Origin of the sequence: Paraglaciecola sp. T6c, assembly GCF_000014225.1 — a bacterium.
In the GTDB taxonomy this organism is placed as follows: Bacteria; Pseudomonadota; Gammaproteobacteria; order Enterobacterales; family Alteromonadaceae; genus Paraglaciecola; species Paraglaciecola atlantica_A.
Genome location: NC_008228.1, coordinates 1,382,825 through 1,400,581 on the forward strand (window position 1 = coordinate 1,382,825; position 17,757 = coordinate 1,400,581).

Below are 17,757 nucleotides of genomic sequence, written 5' to 3' on the forward strand. Positions count from 1 at the left end.
GGCGTAAAGCAACCAGAGCAAAGTGACTTGAGTAGGAAAATTGAATAGAGCAACTTGGTTCAGCGTTCACAGTTGGCTAGGTGTGAAACTGGCCATTATGTTGTGCTTCATTGTGTTGAGCGGCACGTTGGCTGTGCTCTCAAACGAAATGGACTGGCTAAGCAACCCCGCCATGCGAGTTACACCGTCAAGTGTTGAGGGTATGAACTGGCAAGCGGTGTACGCCCGTGCTCAGCAAGAAGTCCCCGCTAGCACACTACGCTCAATTCAAGCGCCTTTGCACCCTTGGTATAGCGCCGAAGTTATTTACCTTGATGGAGATGAACAGCGCCACCGCTTGTTTTTTCATCCTACCACGGGGGAATACCTTGGAGATGGGCGCTGGCAAAACTGGCAGCGTTTCTTTCGCATGTTGCATCGCCACTTGATGTTGCCGCTCACGTTAGGCATCACGGTAGTGAGCCTATTCGCAGTGGTGATGCTGGCGATGTTAGTGTCGAGTTTGTATATCTATAAAGGATGGTGGAAGCACTTTTTTCGTGCGCCGCGCTGGCAGCACCGCCAAACACGCTGGGTAGATTTACACCGTTTAGTGGGTGTATGGAGCTTATGGTTTTTGCTGATCATTAGTGTGACTGGCTGCTGGTATTTAGCTGAACGCTGGGGGGCAGGTGCCCCTAGCCCAGAGCGGTTAACCGCCAGCGGCGCAAAGTCTATAGCAAATTCGCTCATGCCAGACACTGAACACCTAGCGTTAATGTTAGCGCAAGCCCATGAAAAATTTCCAGCGCTGTCTATTACCAGGATTAACTTCCCGCAAAAATCAGCTGATGCTTTGGAAATACAAGGCCAAGCAGATGCAATACTTGTTCGCCCAAGAGCGAACTTTGTCAGTTTTGAACCTGTAAACGGGCAACTCATTCAACAACATGACGGAGTTAGCTTAACCTTGCACAATCGTATTTCAGAAGCTGCTGACCCACTGCATTTTGGGCAATGGGGCGGTATGTTTAGCAAGTTTTTGTATTTTATTTTCGGTATTTTTTTAACGGGCCTCACCGTTACGGGTACCTATATGTACGGTATGCGTGTGGCGCGTATTTCCCGGCATGAAACAAAACCAAGGCGACGTATTTGGCGCCGGGCAGGGAGTCAAATGAAAGCGCTGGGCTGGGTGTCGGCGATAGGCGTAATGGCCAGTGTCGGTTACGGCGCTTTTACTTTTTTATAAACTGCAGCGCGGATGAACGGCTAAACGCATAAAAACGGAGTATCTAATGCGCTCCGTTTGTTATCTCTAAGGTATGTTTTGAACCAGTGTTGTAGGCCATATCAGTTGACCTACAATCCGCGCTTCAAGGGCTAGCTAAAACGTATTTAGCGAGTCGTATACAACTACTTTCTGCCACAGGTGCGCGTAGTCCTTCACAAACTTCTTATGAATAGGATGACGTTGGTATTCGTCTTGATCCTCAACGCTATTGAAGAACATGAGCTCTGAGACTTGATAGCTGCTGTCAATTACATCCCGAGAAACGGTAGATGCGGGTACCCCAACATGTAGCGCTTGGATTTGCGGAATGTCACGCAAACTGTTTAGCCCCTCAATCAGGGATTTGCGATCGTCAACTGATTCAGGATTATTAAGCCAGAAAAACACCGAATGAATAACCGCAGGTGCTGCGCTAATTTCGTGTTTTGTGTCTGCCTTTGCCGGTAGCGATACAGCAATCAATAAACCCATCGCCAGGGCTGCGCTCTTACCGGCAGTCTTAATTGTATTCTTGCTCACATTCTTGAGCGACGTTATAAAAACACCGAACCCGTTACTTTGCTGCATGTTCATCTCCCTTTCGTGGTTGGTTAAACATTGAGCTCTCTTGCTGGACACAAGAGAGGCGCTCAATTTAACCGCGAGGTGGCGCCTTTTGTAAAGACAATAGAAGTGGTTTAGCGGTATATATTTTTTGTATTTTCAATGCTGACCGCAGGCCATTTGTTTACCTTCTACGCAGACTTGCTTGCGTGGATTGTAAGGAATACGGGAGGTAGTGTGCGTTAGATAATTGAAGCAAAGCCCTTAAAGCCAGCACAAGAGTAACATCGAATGTGAAACGTCAGTTTTGTATGAAAAACATTTTTCCTATGCGATATAGGTGCGATGGGGTCCTAAATTCTTCTTTCTACGCAAGGTAGGGAGAGGTGTAACTGATTGGTTTTAAATAAGAAAAAATGGTGGCCCAACCCTGACTTGAACAGGGGACCTACCGATTATGAGTCGGGTGCTCTAACCAACTGAGCTATTGGGCCATTCTGAAACGCCGTTTTACTCGCCAAAGAATTGAGCGAAGGTATAAAACGACGCGCAGTATAAGCAGTTTTTTTAGGCTTGTCATCTGTTTGCGAAGCTTTGTCGGATAGTTTGCTGGAAAAATGTGCAAACGACTGTTTTTAGCATTGGATCAGAGCTTTTTCACTGTGCTTTGTTTGTGCTTTAGCCGCTTTGTTTATACCACTCAATAAGATATGCCCAACTGGTTTATAGTATCCATTAGCAGGCGTTATTAAATGAAAGGCGTTTGACGGTTTTATATACACTTAAATCGCGCTTTAACTATAAACTTAACAAGCACATAACAAAGTTGTGCAAGGATAAATAAACTTTGTTATCTTGCAGGGTATAGAGTGGGCCTTAGCAAAAAAATCAAAAGGGCAGTTGGAGATAAGCATGACCGAAAAACCTTTCCTCGTCAGTGGGCGTAATACCTTAATCCATAAAATCAGAAAGTTAGATTTGTTAGTCACAAATGGGGAAGATAATCCAGCGATTATTGTGAGCCACAAAAGTATTAAAGAGTTTACCGGGACGATCCCCGATAATAAACGTGAAGCTAAACAGCAAGATATGGAACTGGTTGATGTGACGGTCGGTGACGTATTTGGTGAGGAAAAAACCTTACTGTTCATCCAAACGATTAATGGTAAAGAATACAAAATTGATTACAGTAAGCACGGCACTCCCTTGTTTATAAAAATCCATCAGGACAACGCGTTTTAAGCAACTCTTCTTTTTAAGGCCCAAGTCCAAGCATAAAGTGTTTATGTTTGGACATCCGCGCTGTTCTTACGCATTCAACTCACCTAGCACATCTTCACGTTCAACCTGTTCAATCTGCTACTGCCATGTATCGAACGGCAGAGAGTTGTAGCCGGTAATTGTTTTCGATTCCCCTCTGAATTGTACGTACTGCTCGTCGAATACATTAAAGCGACAGACATCAATTGGGGTGACCTCGGATGCATTAACACTACCGATGATTTTTCCTCTTTCCATGGCTTCGGCTACCAACTCCGAACAAAACCAGCTGGAAAAGTCTTCTGAGTTTAAACTCATTTCTTTAAGCAGGGGAATGGAATCTGTTGCATCAACAGTAGAGCCAAATAGTTGCCATATGTCGTAGGGTTTATGATTTTGTTGAAATAAAAAGTCGAAGAAAGCATTTTTATTCTTCTCTAGATTGGCACGAGCCTTATCACCTAAAGGAAGCCACCACATGTCGCCATCGTAGGTGGCAACACGCTCACTCAATCGAGTAAGCATGACGCCGCATTTTCCGTTATAACTGGTAGCTTCGATGGCTTGGTTGAAATACCGGCCACTACCTTCATCCAAAATCTGAGTTTTGATAACAACTGCAACGTGGGTAACCACAGAACGGGTAGTGAGCTTTGCCCATTTGGAAAAAAGACTATTGCCGCCAAAGGCGATGATGTCGCCAGGTTGCATTTTTTCACGAATTTGAGCATAGCTTCTTTGTTGATGTTGCTGGCAGATTGTCATGTTTTATCCCTAAAAATATCTACATCCATGTATGTTTTTCATACTAGCTAAATTCTGACACGTAACAAGATAAATATGTATTCAGTTGAACGCTGTTAACTGTAAGACGGTTGAACCCGAACAATCCTTACTTAATCGCTTTATCTCATTTTACCGCGCTTAAGCAATATTTAAACAACCATGTCACATTCATCATCTACTTATTAGCTGAACCAGCCAATTGTGTGGCTTTTTAATATTTCGGTTGTCGATAAAAACTAATATAAAGAGGAATGTCATGAAAAATGTAATGATTGCGGGTGTTGTTGGACTAAGTGCTTTGTGTGCGACTTCAGTTAGCGCAGAGTATATGGATCCGGTTATGGAAAAGAAGCTAGTGAGGGTGTGTGAAGCCATTAAAAGTGATAGTCGCATTAGGTTGCATGTTGCGATGAAGCGCACGGGCGTTAACGCACGTCACTTGGCCAAAGGGCTAGTTTGCAATGGGCACGATCCAGTGACGTTTGCAGCACTGAATAACGCGAATAAAACCGGCGCCTTAATGGCGAGCAGATTAAATGTGGATTACCAGGAGTTGTTGGCAAAATTATGAGTATTGAAGCCTGTTTACTGGATGTGTTAACGATACGTTAGCGCAGCCAGTAACGTTAATTTCCCATCCGCGAACGATAAATTCTACAAGTAGCTGGTGTCTACGCTCTAATCATACCGCTGTGTTACGTTGCTTTCACACCATCAAGTGTCAGTTTCATCCCTCATTTAGTTTCCTAGTTGAACTTTTTGTTAATTTCGAAATATCGGGTTATTGCGTATGCAATTTACCGATTAATAACAATTAAAATTCAATTCAGGGAGTCACACATGAAACAAGTATCATTTAGACGAAGTATTACTGCTCTTGCGGTAGCGGCGTCACTTGGTTTTGCATTACCTGCATTAGCGGATAACACAACAGCAAATATCTCGGGTTCAATTAACGCAAACGATTATTCAGCATACACCGTTATCGCGAAAGACCCGGCCACTGGATTAGAGCGCGTTATCTCGGTGAGCGACGAAGGAAGTTTCCGCTTCGCTAAATTACCTACTGGCGTATACGACATCACCGTTAAGAAAGGTGACGCTGTTGTTGCGGAGCAAAAAACGCGTATTAGCTTGGGCTCAAACACCTCTTTAGCATTTGATTTTATCGATAACGATGGTACCGAGCGCATTGAAGTGACCGGGGCAAGAATTTCAGCAATCGATTTAAGCTCCACTGACTCTGGATTAGTCATTGATGAAGTCGAGTTGGACAGAATGCCTGTTTCTCGTAATATTACGGCAGTCGCTTTACTTGCCCCTGGAACAGTCATGGGCGATTCAAGCTTCAGCTCACCTAACTCAGGCGGCACTGCGTCTTTCGGTGGCGCTTCAGTAGCTGAAAACTCTTGTTATATTAATGGCATGGAAGTTACAAACACCAGCCAAGGCTTGGGCTGCGGTACAGTTCCCTTTGAGTTTTATAAAGAGTTTCAAGTTAAAACCGGTGGATATTCTGCTCAATTCGGCAGAACAACGGGCGGCGTATTAAATGCGGTGACTAAAAGTGGTTCAAACGAATGGGAATTTGCTGCCACTGCTTTGTTTACCCCTAAATCGCTTCGCGAAGATGGTCAAATTTCATACTCAGCAGGTGGCGCGGGTGGTCCTGTCGTATTCCGTAATCAGACCCAAGACGAGTACAGTAAAACCGAATTCGCCTTGTCAGCATCAGGTGCTTTAATCGAAGACACCTTGTTTTTCTACGCACTCGTTAACCCACGTGATGTTGAAAATAACTTTGCATCCCAGTCAAGTGGAACACAGCAATACGCAGTGGACGACAACTACATAAAACGTGACTCAAGCGGCTCAGACAATTTGTTCTGGGGAGCAAAAGTTGATTGGTTTATCAACGATGATCACAAGATCAGCCTATTTGGTTACTCAAATAAAAGCGACACAGAGTCTACGGCTTATGAGTTCGATCGCAGTACTGGGGAAATCGGGGATGCTTTGCAAACAACGATTCGTGAACGAGGCGGTGATCTTAAAAGTATTAGCTACACAGGTAATTTCACCGATGAGTTAACCGTATCTGCCATGTACGGTGAAATTGAAACTGATTACACTAATACGCCTAGTAACTTGGACTGCCCAACAGTACTAGACACAAGAAACGTGTCTGATAGCCAAAAGATCACAAGTTGTGGTTCAGGTGGTTCGACGGGGGTGAATCAAGATAAGAATAAGCAAACGCGTATTGATATTGAATATGCATTTGAAGATCACCTAGTACGAGTGGGCTACGATAAGCAAGAACGTGAAACCTTCCACACTTCTGCCCCCATTACAGGTCATAGTTGGACATACTCGTCAGTTAATCCAAACGGTGTTATTACTGGTAATGATGGCCCCTTATTTACTAACACGACGGGCGCTGCAATTGATGTCGTCGCGGATCGCATATTCGCGGGTGGTGGCGGCTTCAGCACAGATTTGAACGCTTGGTACATCGAAGATGAATGGCAAGTAACAGAAGATTTGATGCTGTCACTGGGCCTTCGTCGCGATGAATTTGAAAACTCTGGTGTTACTGGCAAAGTTTTCTCTTCATTTAAAACCGATGTTGCTCCGCGCTTAGGTTTCAGTTGGGATCCTACTGGAGAGGGCGACTCTAAAGTATACGGTACCTATGGTACATACTACCTACCAGTGCCTAATAACACGAACTACCGAGCAGCCTCAGGTGTAAGTGACACAACCACTTATTATACCTTCACTGGTTCAGATGCAACGGGGGCACCTACAGGTACTTCGCCCGTTTCTGGAACAGTTGCTGATTCGCAAATTGTTAATTCTGTTCCTAACCCTGCAACGAAAGAGACGTTCCAAGCGGAAGAAGCGGAACCCTTTAGTAAAGATGAGTATATCGTGGGATATGAAACAGCCATTAACGATGAGTTTTCATTCTCAGTTCGCGCTATCTATCGTGAAGTTGCCACTGCATTAGATGATTATTGTGGTCCATTCGCGTCGCAAGCTACGTGTACTTTGCTCAACCCAGGTAATGATTCAACGTGGCAGCTGGATAATGACTTTGACAGTATCGTTGACACCGGAAGTCGCAGAACTTACACAGCTGAAGAAATCGGATTGCCTGAAGCCGTCAACGAATATACCGCTTTACAACCTCAGATTAATTATCGCGGTGATAGCATGCGTATGTCACTAATATATACTTGGAGTCGTAGTGTAGGGAATTTTGAAGGTGCGGTTAAATCCGATATTGGCCAAGCTGATGCGGGTATTACTCAAGACTTCGATTTTCCTGCTTTGCAAGACGGTTCTGATGGGTATCAAGCCAATGACCGACGTCACGTATTTAAATTCTTTGGCTCATATGACGTGACTGAAGATTTAACCGTGGGCTTTAACTCAACCCTTTCTAGTGGTCGTCCTCTAAGTGCATTCGGTCAAGGGTATCCATCTGATGATCCGGCTATCTATGGAAGCTACGGTGATACATTCTACCTATACACCAATGAGTGCCCAGACGCCAATGGCAATGGTACGTGTGAACAAAGTGAGAAAATTTATCAGTACAGCCCCCGTGGTTCAAAAGGGCGTACCCCTTGGACATTCAACCTTGATTTGTCAGCAAACTACAACTTTACCTTTAGTGATGTAGATATGCGCGCCACATTGAACGTTTACAATGTGTTAAATGGTCAAGCCGTGACATCGCAAAATGAGCATTATGAGAATAGACGTTCTGAAGGTTCATTTAATCAATACTATGGTGCTGCATATACATGGCAATCGCCTCGTTATGTTGAACTAGGATTCGAAGCTCGCTTTTAGTTAAGCTGATTATTCGAAATTAATAAAACGGCAACTTCGGTTGCCGTTTTTATCTTTTGTCTGAACAAATAAATGTTTCTAAGTGTGTCCGGGGGTAACTGAGTGCGTTCATCCCAAAAAATGCGAGATTGGTCACAAAGCTTATTAAATGTGCAATCTGTTGCTCTATACTTTGTACATCGGAGTAGTGACCCGATCGATACATTCAGTAAACATGTATCGCATCCTGGATGGGGGACTTTGCCTCTGGCATCGTCCTTTTATTCTTAGTATTGATGTAACAGTATCTATGATGCTTGCTTGCATTTACTTACTAATCTTTACTCTTTCTTTACACTTCGTCTTGTTTTTCCGTTGTTTGTCTCACCGCAGTTTTGTATCTTTTTTTTACCTAGTATATTCCGATTCCATTTTAGTTGAGTGCATGGAGCGACTCTGATGTATCGATGTGTGGTAATAGATGACGAAGCATTAGCCCGTGAGCGAATTGCTCAATATATTTCCCGTTCTCCGCTTTGTGAGGTCGTAGCAGAAGCAAGTAGCTTTGAAAATGCCAAACAGCTGATACTGGAACAGCAACCTGATATTTGTTTTTTGGGTATTCAGATCATCGGTGGCAGCGGAGTTGAACTAGCAAAAGAGCTGCACAATAGTGTTTCGTGTCATTGGGTGTTTACCACGGCCCATAGCGAATATGCTATAGCCGCATTTGAGTTAGAGGCAACCGACTATTTATTGAAGCCCTTTCAAGATAGCCGCCTGGCGCAAGTGATTGCGAAAATTCATAGAAAACACCAGTCGATTACACCGAAATACGAAACTCGGCGTCAACTGCCTATTAGATCCGTAGGCAGCGTCAAATTCATTAATACCCAAGATATTATTTGGGTGAAGGGCTCGGCAAATTATGTTGAATTATATTGCGAAGGGAAAATGCATTTGCACCGGGAAACCCTATCAGCACTTGCGCAGACACTCGATCCTACCCAGTTTATCCGAGTTCATCGTAGTGCTATCGTTAATATAGATTATGTCCATTCTCTGAACAGTGAATTAGGTCGTTTCTCTTTACTTCAATTAGATAATGGCGATGAGGTCAAAATCGGCCAATCATATAAGGCGCAATTACTTTCTGCGTTGGGCGTCGATGCCGAATAGCCAATCGTTTAATACAGCAGAAGAATCTTGAGTTTTCGCAAATCCCTTGGCGAAATAGGGGAAGCAAAACCTAGTTTCTGGACATTGCACTTATTTGGCTGGTCGTTTTATGTGCTGATTTTTACCATTGAGTATGCAGCATTCAATCCTTATGCGGCGAATGCTAACTACTTAATCGTAATGCCTCTGTTGTTTTCAGGATTAGTTGGTGGGCTCCTGACATGGCCGCTGCGTTATATTTATGGGCATTTATCAAAGGGTGCACCACTGCAAGTATTGTTAGTGATTATTACTGTTTGCATGCTGATTGCCGTAATTTGGACGCCCATCAAAAACTTACTGCTGATGTACTTTTTCGATCACGTAACCTTGTACGACTTGTATTTAGGCAATCAGCCCGAAGGTTTTCATGTAGGGGAGTTGTTTTTAACCGTTACCTATTCGTTTTTTATGATTATGGTATGGAGTTGTTTGTACTTTGGGATTAATTATCATTTCAAGTTATTACATGAAAAACAGCTGCATTTAGAAGCTATCCGCTTGTCTCATGTGGCCCAAATTAAAATGTTGCGCTATCAAATTAATCCGCATTTTCTATTTAATACATTGAATGCTATTTCGACGTTGGTTTTGCGCGGTGATAAAAGTACTGCGAATAAAATGCTAGTCGGCTTAGCGACCTTTTTACGCTTTTCACTGGATAACGACCCTGAGCAGAAAATCCGTTTGCGTGACGAGATAAAAGCTTTGATGCTTTATTTGGATATTGAGAAAAAGCGCTTTGCTGAGAGACTCAATGTTCATTTTGATATTGAAGCGGCCACTAATAATCTACTGGTACCCGGCTTGTTATTACAGCCATTAGTAGAGAACGCGATTAAGTATGCTATTGCGCAGATGGAAACCGGAGGGATTATTGAAATCAATGCTAGAATCCACAACAACTTGTTACATCTTACGGTTGCAGTTAACGGTCCTAATTCACATAGTATCCCCTCATCAACGGCGCAATTGCGCGAAGAAGGCCAACGAGGCGGAGTCGGTTTGAAAAACGTAATGGAACGTTTGCAGGTACTTTATGCCGAGAATCATCAATTTTCTATTCAAAAAAGCCCGCATTCAGGTTGCGCTGTAAATATTGTGTTGCCTGTGGAACTGCGCGCTTGAGCGTTTTTTCAGCCCTAGTTGTGGACGATGAGCCTCTTGCAAGAGAAGGGCTAGCGCTGCGTTTAGCTGAGTATGAAAACATCACAGTGTTGGGGTGTTGTAACAATGCAAGCCAAGCATACGATGTCCTTAGCGTTAAGCAACCTGACGTTATATTCCTAGATATCGAAATGCCCGGTAAAACAGGTTTGGAACTAGCGGAACAACTTCGTTTAGAAGGAAACCCCGCGACGATTGTTTTCGTCACTGCCTTTCGCGAATTTGCCGTAAACGCCTTCGACTTTAAAGCTTCTGATTACTTGCTTAAGCCATTTTCCGACGAACGATTGAAAGAGTGTATCGAAAAGTTATCCTGTGCTGGTGATGTTACCCGAGTCGTGCGCCAGCATGAAAAACTAGGAAGGTTACTGAGTCGTAAAACCGGTAATTCCATAGACAGTTTTATTCATAGTTTAGAGGTAAGTAACGAGTTATCTAGCACGCACGAGTTAAACGAATTACAGCAAGTTATATCCCTTAAAAGTGGTTCTGTTTGGATCAGGGTGAAGTTAGACGATATTGTATGGATAGAAGCGGCGGGGGATTATATGTGTGTACATACCACCGGTGACACCCACATTATTCGCAAGACCCTAAAGCAATTTGAACAAGAGCTTGATAGCGTACATTTTCCTCGCGTTAGCCGCTCAGCCATCATCAATATTGCAAAATTAACGACGTTAACTCCGAATTCAAACGGAGAGTACGTGGCACAATTGGGTAATGATATTCAGGTGAAAGTTGGCCGTAAGTACAAGTTCAGTATCGACGAACTAAGACCGCAATGATTAACGGCATAAATTCCTTTCCTTTTCAGGCATAGTCAATTGGGACTTAGGGAGTGTCGAGTTATATGTTCTGACGTCCTGATAATTTATTGCTGATTCGGTGTAAGCTAAAATCTAAAAATCCTGTCTGTTTATTTATCTTGTACTTGAAATTACGATAATTACCTCAAAATTAGCTTAATCTATGGCAACTCCTATTCTCGATTGCCTTCTAACGTTTTAAGGACTGACCTTGACCATTAAACTTGGCGTAGTGATGGATCCGATTGGATCGATCAACATTAAGAAAGACACTAGCTTTGCGATGCTGTTGGGTGCACAAGCCCGTGGCTATGAAATTTTTTATATGGAAATGGGCGACTTGTACCTTAATAACGGCAAACCAATGGCGCAGATGCGCAGGTTAACGGTGCAGGAAGATGCAAGTAATTGGTTTGAGTTGCAAGACGAAGAAAATCGCGGCTTAGGCGAGCTTGACGTTATTTTAATGCGCAAAGATCCGCCCTTCGATGGTGAGTTCTTGTACGCCACGCAGATGTTCGAATTGGCGGAACAAACCGGTACGTTGGTGGTGAACAAAGCGCAAAGTTTACGCGACTTTAATGAGAAGCTATTTACCTCTTGGTTCCCAGAACTGATCCCCGATACCTTGGTAACGCGCAGTTCAAAGCTTATTCGCGAATTTCATGCACAGCATCAAGACATGATTTGTAAGCCACTTGATGGCATGGGTGGTACGTCGATTTTTCGTGTTAAGCCTGACGGTAATAACTTGGGCGTTATTATTGAGACGTTGACGCATTTGGGTACACAGTACGCCATGTTCCAACGTTATTTGCCTGAGATAAAAGATGGCGACAAGCGCATTTTGATCGTGGACGGACAAGTTGTGCCATATGCCTTAGCGCGTTTGCCGCAGAAAGGCGAAACCCGCGGTAACTTGGCGGCTGGCGGCACGGGGCGTGCGCAGCCTCTGTCTGAAAGTGATTTGAAGCTGGCTAATACCATCGCACCTTTGTTGGTAGAGAAAGGGCTAATTTTTGTTGGTTTAGACGTTATTGGTGACCGCATTACGGAAATTAATGTCACCAGCCCAACGTGCGTGCGTGAAATTGAAGCGGCCTTCCCAGTTGATATTATTGGCATGTTGTTTGACGCCGTAGAGAAGCGTCTCAGTGCCCGAGATGGCCACTAATATGTTACCCACTACGAGTGATAACAAAATGAATAGCTTTCAAAACTATCTGCTGATTGCGATGCCTAGCATGGAAGATCCGTATTTTTCCCGCTCGGTGACTTACATCTGTGAGCACAACGAGCAGGGCGCAATGGGCCTAGTGATTAATCAGCCGGCAGGCATGAGTTTGAAAGAGCTTATTAACCAGACTGATAAAGAAGCGATAGTGGATGATGAAAAGGCCGAAAATATTGTTTTAGCAGGCGGGCCAGTGAGTCAGGATCGTGGTTTTATTTTGCATACCACCCAACCAGGTTGGAGTGCCAGTTTAGCGTTGACGTCAGAGATCATGGTTACCACTTCAAAAGATATTTTGTCGTCACTGGGTAACAGCGAAGCACCTGAGAAGTCTATTGTCACCTTGGGCTATGCAGGTTGGTCAGCTGGGCAACTGGAAGAGGAAATTCGTGCCAACTCGTGGTTGATGGTAGAAGCGGATACTGAATTATTATTCGACACGCCTATCCATAAAAAATGGGAAGCGGCCGTGCATAAGCTTGGTATTGATACTTGGCAGATCGCCCCCACCGCAGGTAATGCTTAGGTCAGTACTGGCCAAAATGACAACCCCTTCAAACATAGAGCGGTGTGAGTGTGCCGCTTTATTAACCCATTAGAGTGTAACTATGGCAAAAACTGGACAGCGTACTGTTCTCGCATTTGATTTTGGCACAAAGAGTATTGGCGTTGCTGTAGGCCAAGAGGTGACGGGTACGGCTTCGCCACTAGATGCGATCAAAGCCGTAGATGGGATACCAAATTGGGACGTTGTCGCTAAGGTGTTTGAGCAGTGGCAACCTGACCTAGCGCTTGTGGGCTTACCCTTGAATATGGATGGTACCTTTCAACAGGTAACGTTTGCAGCGAAAAAGTTTGGCAATCGATTAAGCGCGAAGTACAGAGTCCCAGTTGAAACAGTAGACGAGCGTCTGACAACCGTCGATGCTAAAGCTCGTTTGTTTGAAATGGGCGGTTTCAAAAAGCTCGATAAGCAGAAGATTGATAGTGCATCTGCCTGTCTAATCTTTGAGAGTTGGGTGGAGCAATCCTACTCCTAAGTTCTATTAGTGTGTACCGAGCACCTAGGCGTAGAGAAAGTGCGCGGCGTTAAGAAAACGCATAAAACATCATCGCGTGACGAAAGTTTAAAGGCCGATTGGCTTTCTTGTTTACATCAACGTTAATGAGAAAGCCCAATGCAACACGCTCTTATATCTCTGACCTCAAATAACACTCAGCAAACGAGTACCCCACTCAAGAATATCCAGCAACAACAGATCCTACAAAAAGACTTAAAACAAACCAACAGCGCATGCACTATAAGGGTGAGCGCGGTGTTGTGCGTTTTACTGCTCATGATGTTTATCTCGCCACTGACCTATGCAACTGAGCCAAAGCCAGAGTCAAAGCCAGAGCAGAAAAGTGCAGCGTCAGCAGCGCCGCTCAAAATGGCACCTAACTGGAGCCTACAAGATGCCGACGGTAATCAAGTGTCTTCAACAGATTTTGCAGGTAAACCACTGATTATTCACTTCTGGGCGACGTGGTGCCCGTACTGCAAAAAGTTGCAGCCTGGGCTAGAGCGCCTCTATGTGAAATACCAACAACAGGGCCTACAGATGATCGCTATTAGCTTGCGAGAAGATGAAGACGCCAAGCCACAAGAAGCGCTGAATGCACGAGGTATGACGTTTAAAACGTTAGTCAATGGCGACCAAGTTGCCATGGATAAATTCTATGTGCGAGGTACGCCAACTACCTTTTTTATTAATGCAAAAGGGCAAGTGGTGGTGGCGACTCAATTGTCTGATCCTCATGATCCGCGCTTGGAGCAAGTAGTGAAATCTATCTTGGTTAAATAACGTCTGGCTTATGTTCATTATTTATCGTTGTTTTTAAGAGATCTGCTTTCTTATAAGGCGGATTTCTGCTACTTTTGCGTTGGCAAATAGACGTCCAGATGTCTTCTTATTCTTCATCAACTTGGATACCGCAATGAGCAAAGTTTCGCTTCAAAAAGACAAGATTAAAATTTTACTTCTCGAAGGTTTACACCAGAGCAGCTTGGATACACTGAAAGCAAATGGTTATGAGAATATTGAGTACTTGAAAACGTCGTTACCTGAAGACGAATTAATTGAAAAAATTAAAGATGTGCATTTCATCGGTATTCGCTCACGTACTCAGCTAACCGAGGCGGTTATCGCAGCGGCGAACAAATTAGTTGCGGTCGGGTGTTTCTGTATTGGTACTAATCAAGTCGATCTTAAAGCTACCCAGAAGCGCGGTATTCCTGTTTTTAACGCGCCATTCTCTAATACGCGTTCTGTGGCTGAGTTGGTACTAGGTCAACTGATTTTATTATTACGCGGTGTGCCTCAGCGCAACGCTAAAGCCCATCGCGGTGAGTGGGACAAGAGCGCAAATGGCTCGTTTGAAGCCCGTGGCAAAACGTTAGGCATTATTGGCTACGGTCATATTGGTACTCAGCTGAGTATTTTGGCTGAGCATTTGGGCATGCGCGTGCAATTTTTTGATATCGAAGATAAATTGGTGTTGGGTAACTCGACGCAAGTCAAATCGATGAAAGAATTGATGAGTACCTCTGATGTCGTGAGCTTGCATGTACCTGAAACCGCACAGACTCAAAACATGATTGGCGCGACCGAGTTATCGTGGATGAAGCAAGGCGCTATTCTTATCAACGCGGCACGTGGTACTGTGATTGATATCGCTGCGTTGGTGGATGTACTTGAAGCGGGTAAGCTAAGTGGCGCGGCCATTGATGTTTTCCCTGTTGAGCCTAAGTCAAACAAAGAAGAATTCGAGTCACCCTTGCGTAAATTCGACAATGTGATTTTGACCCCTCATGTGGGGGGTAGCACGCAAGAAGCGCAGCAGAATATTGGTATCGAAGTGGCAGGTAAGCTTGCGAAATACAGCGACAATGGTTCGACCTTGTCAGCGGTTAACTTCCCTGAAGTATCCCTGCCTTCTCATGCTGACCGCTCACGTTTGTTACATATCCATAAGAATGCGCCGGGTGTATTAACCCAGATTAACCAAGCGTTCGCAGAAAAGAATATCAACATCGCAGCTCAGTATCTGCAGACCGACGACATCATTGGTTATGTGGTGATTGATGTTGAAACTGACGATGCAGATGAAGCGTTAGAACAGCTAAACTTGATTGATGGCACCATTAAGTCACGTATTTTGTTGTAGTGCTTAAAAGGCTAGTTATGCAGAATAGCGGGTCAAACTTAAACAAAGAACAAGCGCTACAGGGCAACCTGTAGCGCTTTTTTATACTTGTTACGCGCTCTTTGCGCAGTTTCGTACACAAAAACTACTGATAGCTTTGCCTAAATTCAGACGGTTTTGTTTCAAATAGCTGGTAAAACTTACGGCTGAAATAACTGGCATCTTGAAAGCCTACTTCTGCGGCAATCACGTTTATGGGTAGGGTGGTTTCCACTAATAAGCGCCTCGCATTTTCTAATCTGACTTGAATAATGTAGTGCCTTGGGGTGAGCCCCAAGTACTTTTTAAACCGTCTCTCAAGGGCGCTTATCGACAGATGCGATAAAGATGCTAGCTCTTGCATAGACAAGTTCTGCATATAGTGCTGGCGAATATGGCTCATAGGGGTTTTGAGAGCGTCCATGCTGTTTAGCGCCACTGAGGTTTTCTCCAAATGGCGCGACGTCCCATACGAGCCGATAATGGTGCCGTCAGCGTCATAAAGTGGGCGTTTTGATGTGGTGAACCAGCACACTTCACCGGATTCAAGCACATTCATTTCAAGACGTTCTGTTACCGTTTCTCCTTTTACCACCCGCTGGTCATCATTTAAAAACTGTTTGGCAATATGCCTTGGGGCAAAATCGGCATCGGTCTGACCAAGCGCTTGTTCAAGTGTGTGAATACCCACGTGCTCCAAAAAGCATTGGTTGGCGTGTATTAATCGACTATGGGTGTCCTTTATCCAAAACAGAATGTCCGGTAGCAGATCAAACATAGATAACAGCTGACTGATATTGCAGCGCTGAATAAATTGCGCGCTTTGTTCACTGCTTATGTGGTGTGTCGTCATGGTGAATGGCTTGCTCGTGTCAAATATTTCCGAAGGCTTAATATAGGTAGATAAGCGCACACTGTATAGTCATAAAGTCTACTCACTATTAGCGTTATAGCGATTTACATTAACAACGTCTCTTTTCAAACGCTGATTTAATCCTAGTTTAATCCGATTTTACGTTATCTGAACTTAACTTATGGTCTTACAATAATTAACACTTAGTTAACTTTATTTCCCTTTTACTGAGCTTATCTAATATTGGTTTGAACTCATGCACAAGATTAACCACTTAGCTAAGAGAAAGACTCGGACTAACCGGGCAATAGTCGCTTTGATTAACAAATTTTGGTGTTAAATTAGTTCACAGCGACTGAACACAATTTTGAAGGTAAAAGCGTTTTCTATGGATAAATGATCAACACGCATTATGGGTGAGGTGTCACAAGACGCCAATCAATCAGGCGATAAAGGCACGCCCATTAAGAGCCCAAAGAAGCGCTCGTTCCTTCTGGGGTTAGGTGCATTAGTCGGGGCTGCTGGCGCTGAAATGCGGCAAGGGCGCATTTAGTTTTTCGCAACGTAAGAAATTACGCAAAATGTAAAATATAGAAAGGAATAGAAATGAAATTAGCAAATTTTACATCACGAGTCGCTCTGATAATGAGTGCCATCGTTATCACCATAACGCTAAGTGGTTGTGATCAAGTTGAAAAACAGAAAAGCGCAAAGAAAGCTTCAGCCATCGAACCTCAAGTGAGTGTGCAGTTATGGTCGGTAAAAGATGAAGTGAAGCGTGATTTCGAAGGAACCCTCACTATATTGGCTGACATGGGCTTTGATGGTGTTGAGTTCGCAGGCGACTTTGGTAAATATGAGCAAAACCCGAAAGCACTGAAAGCATTTCTTGATGGACTGGGTTTAAAAGTCAGCGGCGCGCATATTCCGTTTGAAAAACTAGACGAACAGCAATTTGCTGACACAGTGGCGTTTTATAAAGCTATTGGCTGCGATAGCTTGATAGTACCTTACGACGCTCGAGCGTTTGACGCTCAGCAGGTTAACGCTGTCGTAGCAGATTTGAATCGGTTGTCTGATAAGCTAGCGCCAGAGGGCATAAAGATTGGTTATCACAATCACGAAAAAGAGTTTGATGACTACCAGCAAAGTACCTATTGGGATTACATTGCGCAAAACACCCATAAAAACGTCATTTTGCAGCAAGATGTGGGCTGGACGACCTATGCTGGTAAAGATCCCGTTGAATATGTTAAGCGCTACCCTGGCCGCACTTTTACCACTCATTACAAGGTCAAACTACCGGATGATGCAAAGGGGAAGCTGCCGTTAATTGGTCAAGACACCATAAACTGGCCGAATCTGATTGACGCCAATATGACCGTTGGCGGAACACACTGGCTTGTGGTTGAGCAAGAAGAATATCCTAACGATTTAAGACCGCTAGAAGCGGTTAAAATATCGAAGCAGGGCTTAGCGGAGTTTCTTGACGCGCGCTAGCGTTGAATGGGCGACGCATCTCCAGTAGCCCCGCGTGTGAAATGCA

At 44.1% G+C, this 17,757-nt stretch carries 17 protein-coding genes and 1 tRNA gene; 14 read left to right on the forward strand and 4 right to left on the reverse strand.

Annotated elements, in window-relative coordinates; translation table 11 throughout:
* The first annotated feature begins 40 nt into the window (after positions 1–40).
* Positions 41–1,231 carry a PepSY-associated TM helix domain-containing protein gene (locus tag PATL_RS05835; RefSeq protein ID WP_041713423.1) on the forward strand — a complete coding sequence of 397 codons (1,191 nt, stop codon included), beginning with the start codon at positions 41–43 and terminating at the stop codon, positions 1,229–1,231.
* Positions 1,232–1,366: 135 nt separating this feature from the next.
* Here the strand turns inward: PATL_RS05835 and PATL_RS05840 are convergent, their stop codons facing one another.
* Together PATL_RS05840 and PATL_RS05845 are read right to left on the reverse strand one after the other, a co-directional pair.
* Positions 1,367–1,744 (reverse strand): Dabb family protein, encoded by a 378-nt coding sequence (locus PATL_RS05840; protein WP_232283324.1) that lies wholly within the window; start codon positions 1,742–1,744, stop codon positions 1,367–1,369.
* A gap of 489 nt (positions 1,745–2,233) precedes the next feature.
* Positions 2,234–2,310: transfer RNA gene (locus PATL_RS05845), tRNA-Ile, on the reverse strand.
* A 418-nt stretch (positions 2,311–2,728) separates the two neighbouring features.
* Between PATL_RS05845 and PATL_RS05850 the strand changes: the two genes are divergently transcribed.
* Entirely contained in the window at positions 2,729–3,058 is a 330-nt protein-coding gene (locus tag PATL_RS05850) for a hypothetical protein (RefSeq protein WP_006991390.1), read from the forward strand.
* 117 nt (positions 3,059–3,175) lie between these two features.
* On the opposite strand, the gene PATL_RS05855 is transcribed toward PATL_RS05850, so the two are convergent.
* Positions 3,176–3,841 carry a hypothetical protein gene (locus PATL_RS05855; RefSeq protein ID WP_011574006.1) on the reverse strand — a complete coding sequence of 222 codons (666 nt, stop codon included), beginning with the start codon at positions 3,839–3,841 and terminating at the stop codon, positions 3,176–3,178.
* A 277-nt stretch (positions 3,842–4,118) separates the two neighbouring features.
* On the opposite strand from PATL_RS05855, the gene PATL_RS05860 reads away from it, so the two are divergent.
* The 10 genes from PATL_RS05860 to serA all read left to right on the forward strand — a co-directional run bounded on the left by PATL_RS05860 (position 4,119) and on the right by serA (position 15,340).
* The gene (locus PATL_RS05860; RefSeq protein ID WP_011574007.1) at positions 4,119–4,433 is read left to right on the forward strand and encodes a DUF3718 domain-containing protein; all 315 of its coding nucleotides are present in this window, start codon (positions 4,119–4,121) and stop codon (positions 4,431–4,433) included.
* A 269-nt stretch (positions 4,434–4,702) separates the two neighbouring features.
* Positions 4,703–7,726 carry a TonB-dependent receptor gene (locus PATL_RS05865; protein ID WP_011574008.1) on the forward strand — a complete coding sequence of 1,008 codons (3,024 nt, stop codon included), beginning with the start codon at positions 4,703–4,705 and terminating at the stop codon, positions 7,724–7,726.
* 438 nt (positions 7,727–8,164) lie between these two features.
* Positions 8,165–8,884 carry a LytR/AlgR family response regulator transcription factor gene (locus tag PATL_RS05870; protein WP_011574009.1) on the forward strand — a complete coding sequence of 240 codons (720 nt, stop codon included), beginning with the start codon at positions 8,165–8,167 and terminating at the stop codon, positions 8,882–8,884.
* Positions 8,885–8,911: 27 nt separating this feature from the next.
* Positions 8,912–10,051 (forward strand): sensor histidine kinase, encoded by a 1,140-nt coding sequence (locus PATL_RS05875; protein ID WP_011574010.1) that lies wholly within the window; start codon positions 8,912–8,914, stop codon positions 10,049–10,051.
* Positions 10,048–10,878, forward strand: coding sequence for a LytR/AlgR family response regulator transcription factor (locus PATL_RS05880; protein ID WP_011574011.1), 831 nt, complete (start codon positions 10,048–10,050; stop codon positions 10,876–10,878). The genes PATL_RS05875 and PATL_RS05880 overlap by 4 nt, the downstream gene beginning before the upstream one ends.
* 232 nt (positions 10,879–11,110) lie before the next feature.
* Entirely contained in the window at positions 11,111–12,073 is a 963-nt protein-coding gene (gene gshB, locus PATL_RS05885; protein ID WP_011574012.1) for a glutathione synthase, read from the forward strand.
* Between the two features lie 28 nt (positions 12,074–12,101).
* Complete coding sequence (locus PATL_RS05890) at positions 12,102–12,659, forward strand: YqgE/AlgH family protein (RefSeq protein WP_033186426.1); 558 nt, start codon at positions 12,102–12,104, stop codon at positions 12,657–12,659.
* 82 nt (positions 12,660–12,741) lie between these two features.
* Complete coding sequence (gene ruvX / locus PATL_RS05895; protein WP_011574014.1) at positions 12,742–13,173, forward strand: Holliday junction resolvase RuvX; 432 nt, start codon at positions 12,742–12,744, stop codon at positions 13,171–13,173.
* A 138-nt stretch (positions 13,174–13,311) separates the two neighbouring features.
* Positions 13,312–13,977: a TlpA family protein disulfide reductase gene (locus PATL_RS05900; protein ID WP_232283292.1), complete on the forward strand. Its 666-nt coding sequence runs from the start codon at positions 13,312–13,314 to the stop codon at positions 13,975–13,977.
* 133 nt (positions 13,978–14,110) lie between these two features.
* Entirely contained in the window at positions 14,111–15,340 is a 1,230-nt protein-coding gene (gene serA / locus PATL_RS05905; protein ID WP_011574016.1) for a phosphoglycerate dehydrogenase, read from the forward strand.
* A 124-nt stretch (positions 15,341–15,464) separates the two neighbouring features.
* On the opposite strand, the gene PATL_RS05910 is transcribed toward serA, so the two are convergent.
* Positions 15,465–16,211, reverse strand: coding sequence for an AraC family transcriptional regulator (locus tag PATL_RS05910; RefSeq protein ID WP_011574017.1), 747 nt, complete (start codon positions 16,209–16,211; stop codon positions 15,465–15,467).
* A gap of 412 nt (positions 16,212–16,623) precedes the next feature.
* On the opposite strand from PATL_RS05910, the gene PATL_RS22635 reads away from it, so the two are divergent.
* Positions 16,624–16,764 carry a hypothetical protein gene (locus PATL_RS22635; RefSeq protein WP_157043397.1) on the forward strand — a complete coding sequence of 47 codons (141 nt, stop codon included), beginning with the start codon at positions 16,624–16,626 and terminating at the stop codon, positions 16,762–16,764.
* A gap of 53 nt (positions 16,765–16,817) precedes the next feature.
* Positions 16,818–17,711 carry a sugar phosphate isomerase/epimerase family protein gene (locus tag PATL_RS05915; protein WP_041713432.1) on the forward strand — a complete coding sequence of 298 codons (894 nt, stop codon included), beginning with the start codon at positions 16,818–16,820 and terminating at the stop codon, positions 17,709–17,711.
* The last annotated feature ends 46 nt before the right edge of the window (positions 17,712–17,757 follow it).

Bases quoted from the DNA above. Each gene is read 5' to 3' on its own strand.
- PATL_RS05840 (WP_232283324.1), bottom strand. From the start codon at position 1,744: ATGGGTTTATTGATTGCTGTATCGCTACCGGCAAAGGCAGACACAAAA.
- PATL_RS05850 (WP_006991390.1), top strand. From the start codon at position 2,729: ATGACCGAAAAACCTTTCCTCGTCAGTGGGCGTAATACCTTAATCCAT.
- PATL_RS05855 (WP_011574006.1), bottom strand. From the start codon at position 3,841: ATGACAATCTGCCAGCAACATCAACAAAGAAGCTATGCTCAAATTCGT.
- PATL_RS05860 (WP_011574007.1), top strand. From the start codon at position 4,119: ATGAAAAATGTAATGATTGCGGGTGTTGTTGGACTAAGTGCTTTGTGT.
- PATL_RS05865 (WP_011574008.1), top strand. From the start codon at position 4,703: ATGAAACAAGTATCATTTAGACGAAGTATTACTGCTCTTGCGGTAGCG.
- PATL_RS05870 (WP_011574009.1), top strand. From the start codon at position 8,165: ATGTATCGATGTGTGGTAATAGATGACGAAGCATTAGCCCGTGAGCGA.
- PATL_RS05890 (WP_033186426.1), top strand. From the start codon at position 12,102: ATGAATAGCTTTCAAAACTATCTGCTGATTGCGATGCCTAGCATGGAA.
- ruvX (WP_011574014.1), top strand. From the start codon at position 12,742: ATGGCAAAAACTGGACAGCGTACTGTTCTCGCATTTGATTTTGGCACA.
- PATL_RS05900 (WP_232283292.1), top strand. From the start codon at position 13,312: ATGCAACACGCTCTTATATCTCTGACCTCAAATAACACTCAGCAAACG.
- serA (WP_011574016.1), top strand. From the start codon at position 14,111: ATGAGCAAAGTTTCGCTTCAAAAAGACAAGATTAAAATTTTACTTCTC.
- PATL_RS05910 (WP_011574017.1), bottom strand. From the start codon at position 16,211: ATGACGACACACCACATAAGCAGTGAACAAAGCGCGCAATTTATTCAG.
- PATL_RS22635 (WP_157043397.1), top strand. From the start codon at position 16,624: ATGGGTGAGGTGTCACAAGACGCCAATCAATCAGGCGATAAAGGCACG.
- PATL_RS05915 (WP_041713432.1), top strand. From the start codon at position 16,818: ATGAAATTAGCAAATTTTACATCACGAGTCGCTCTGATAATGAGTGCC.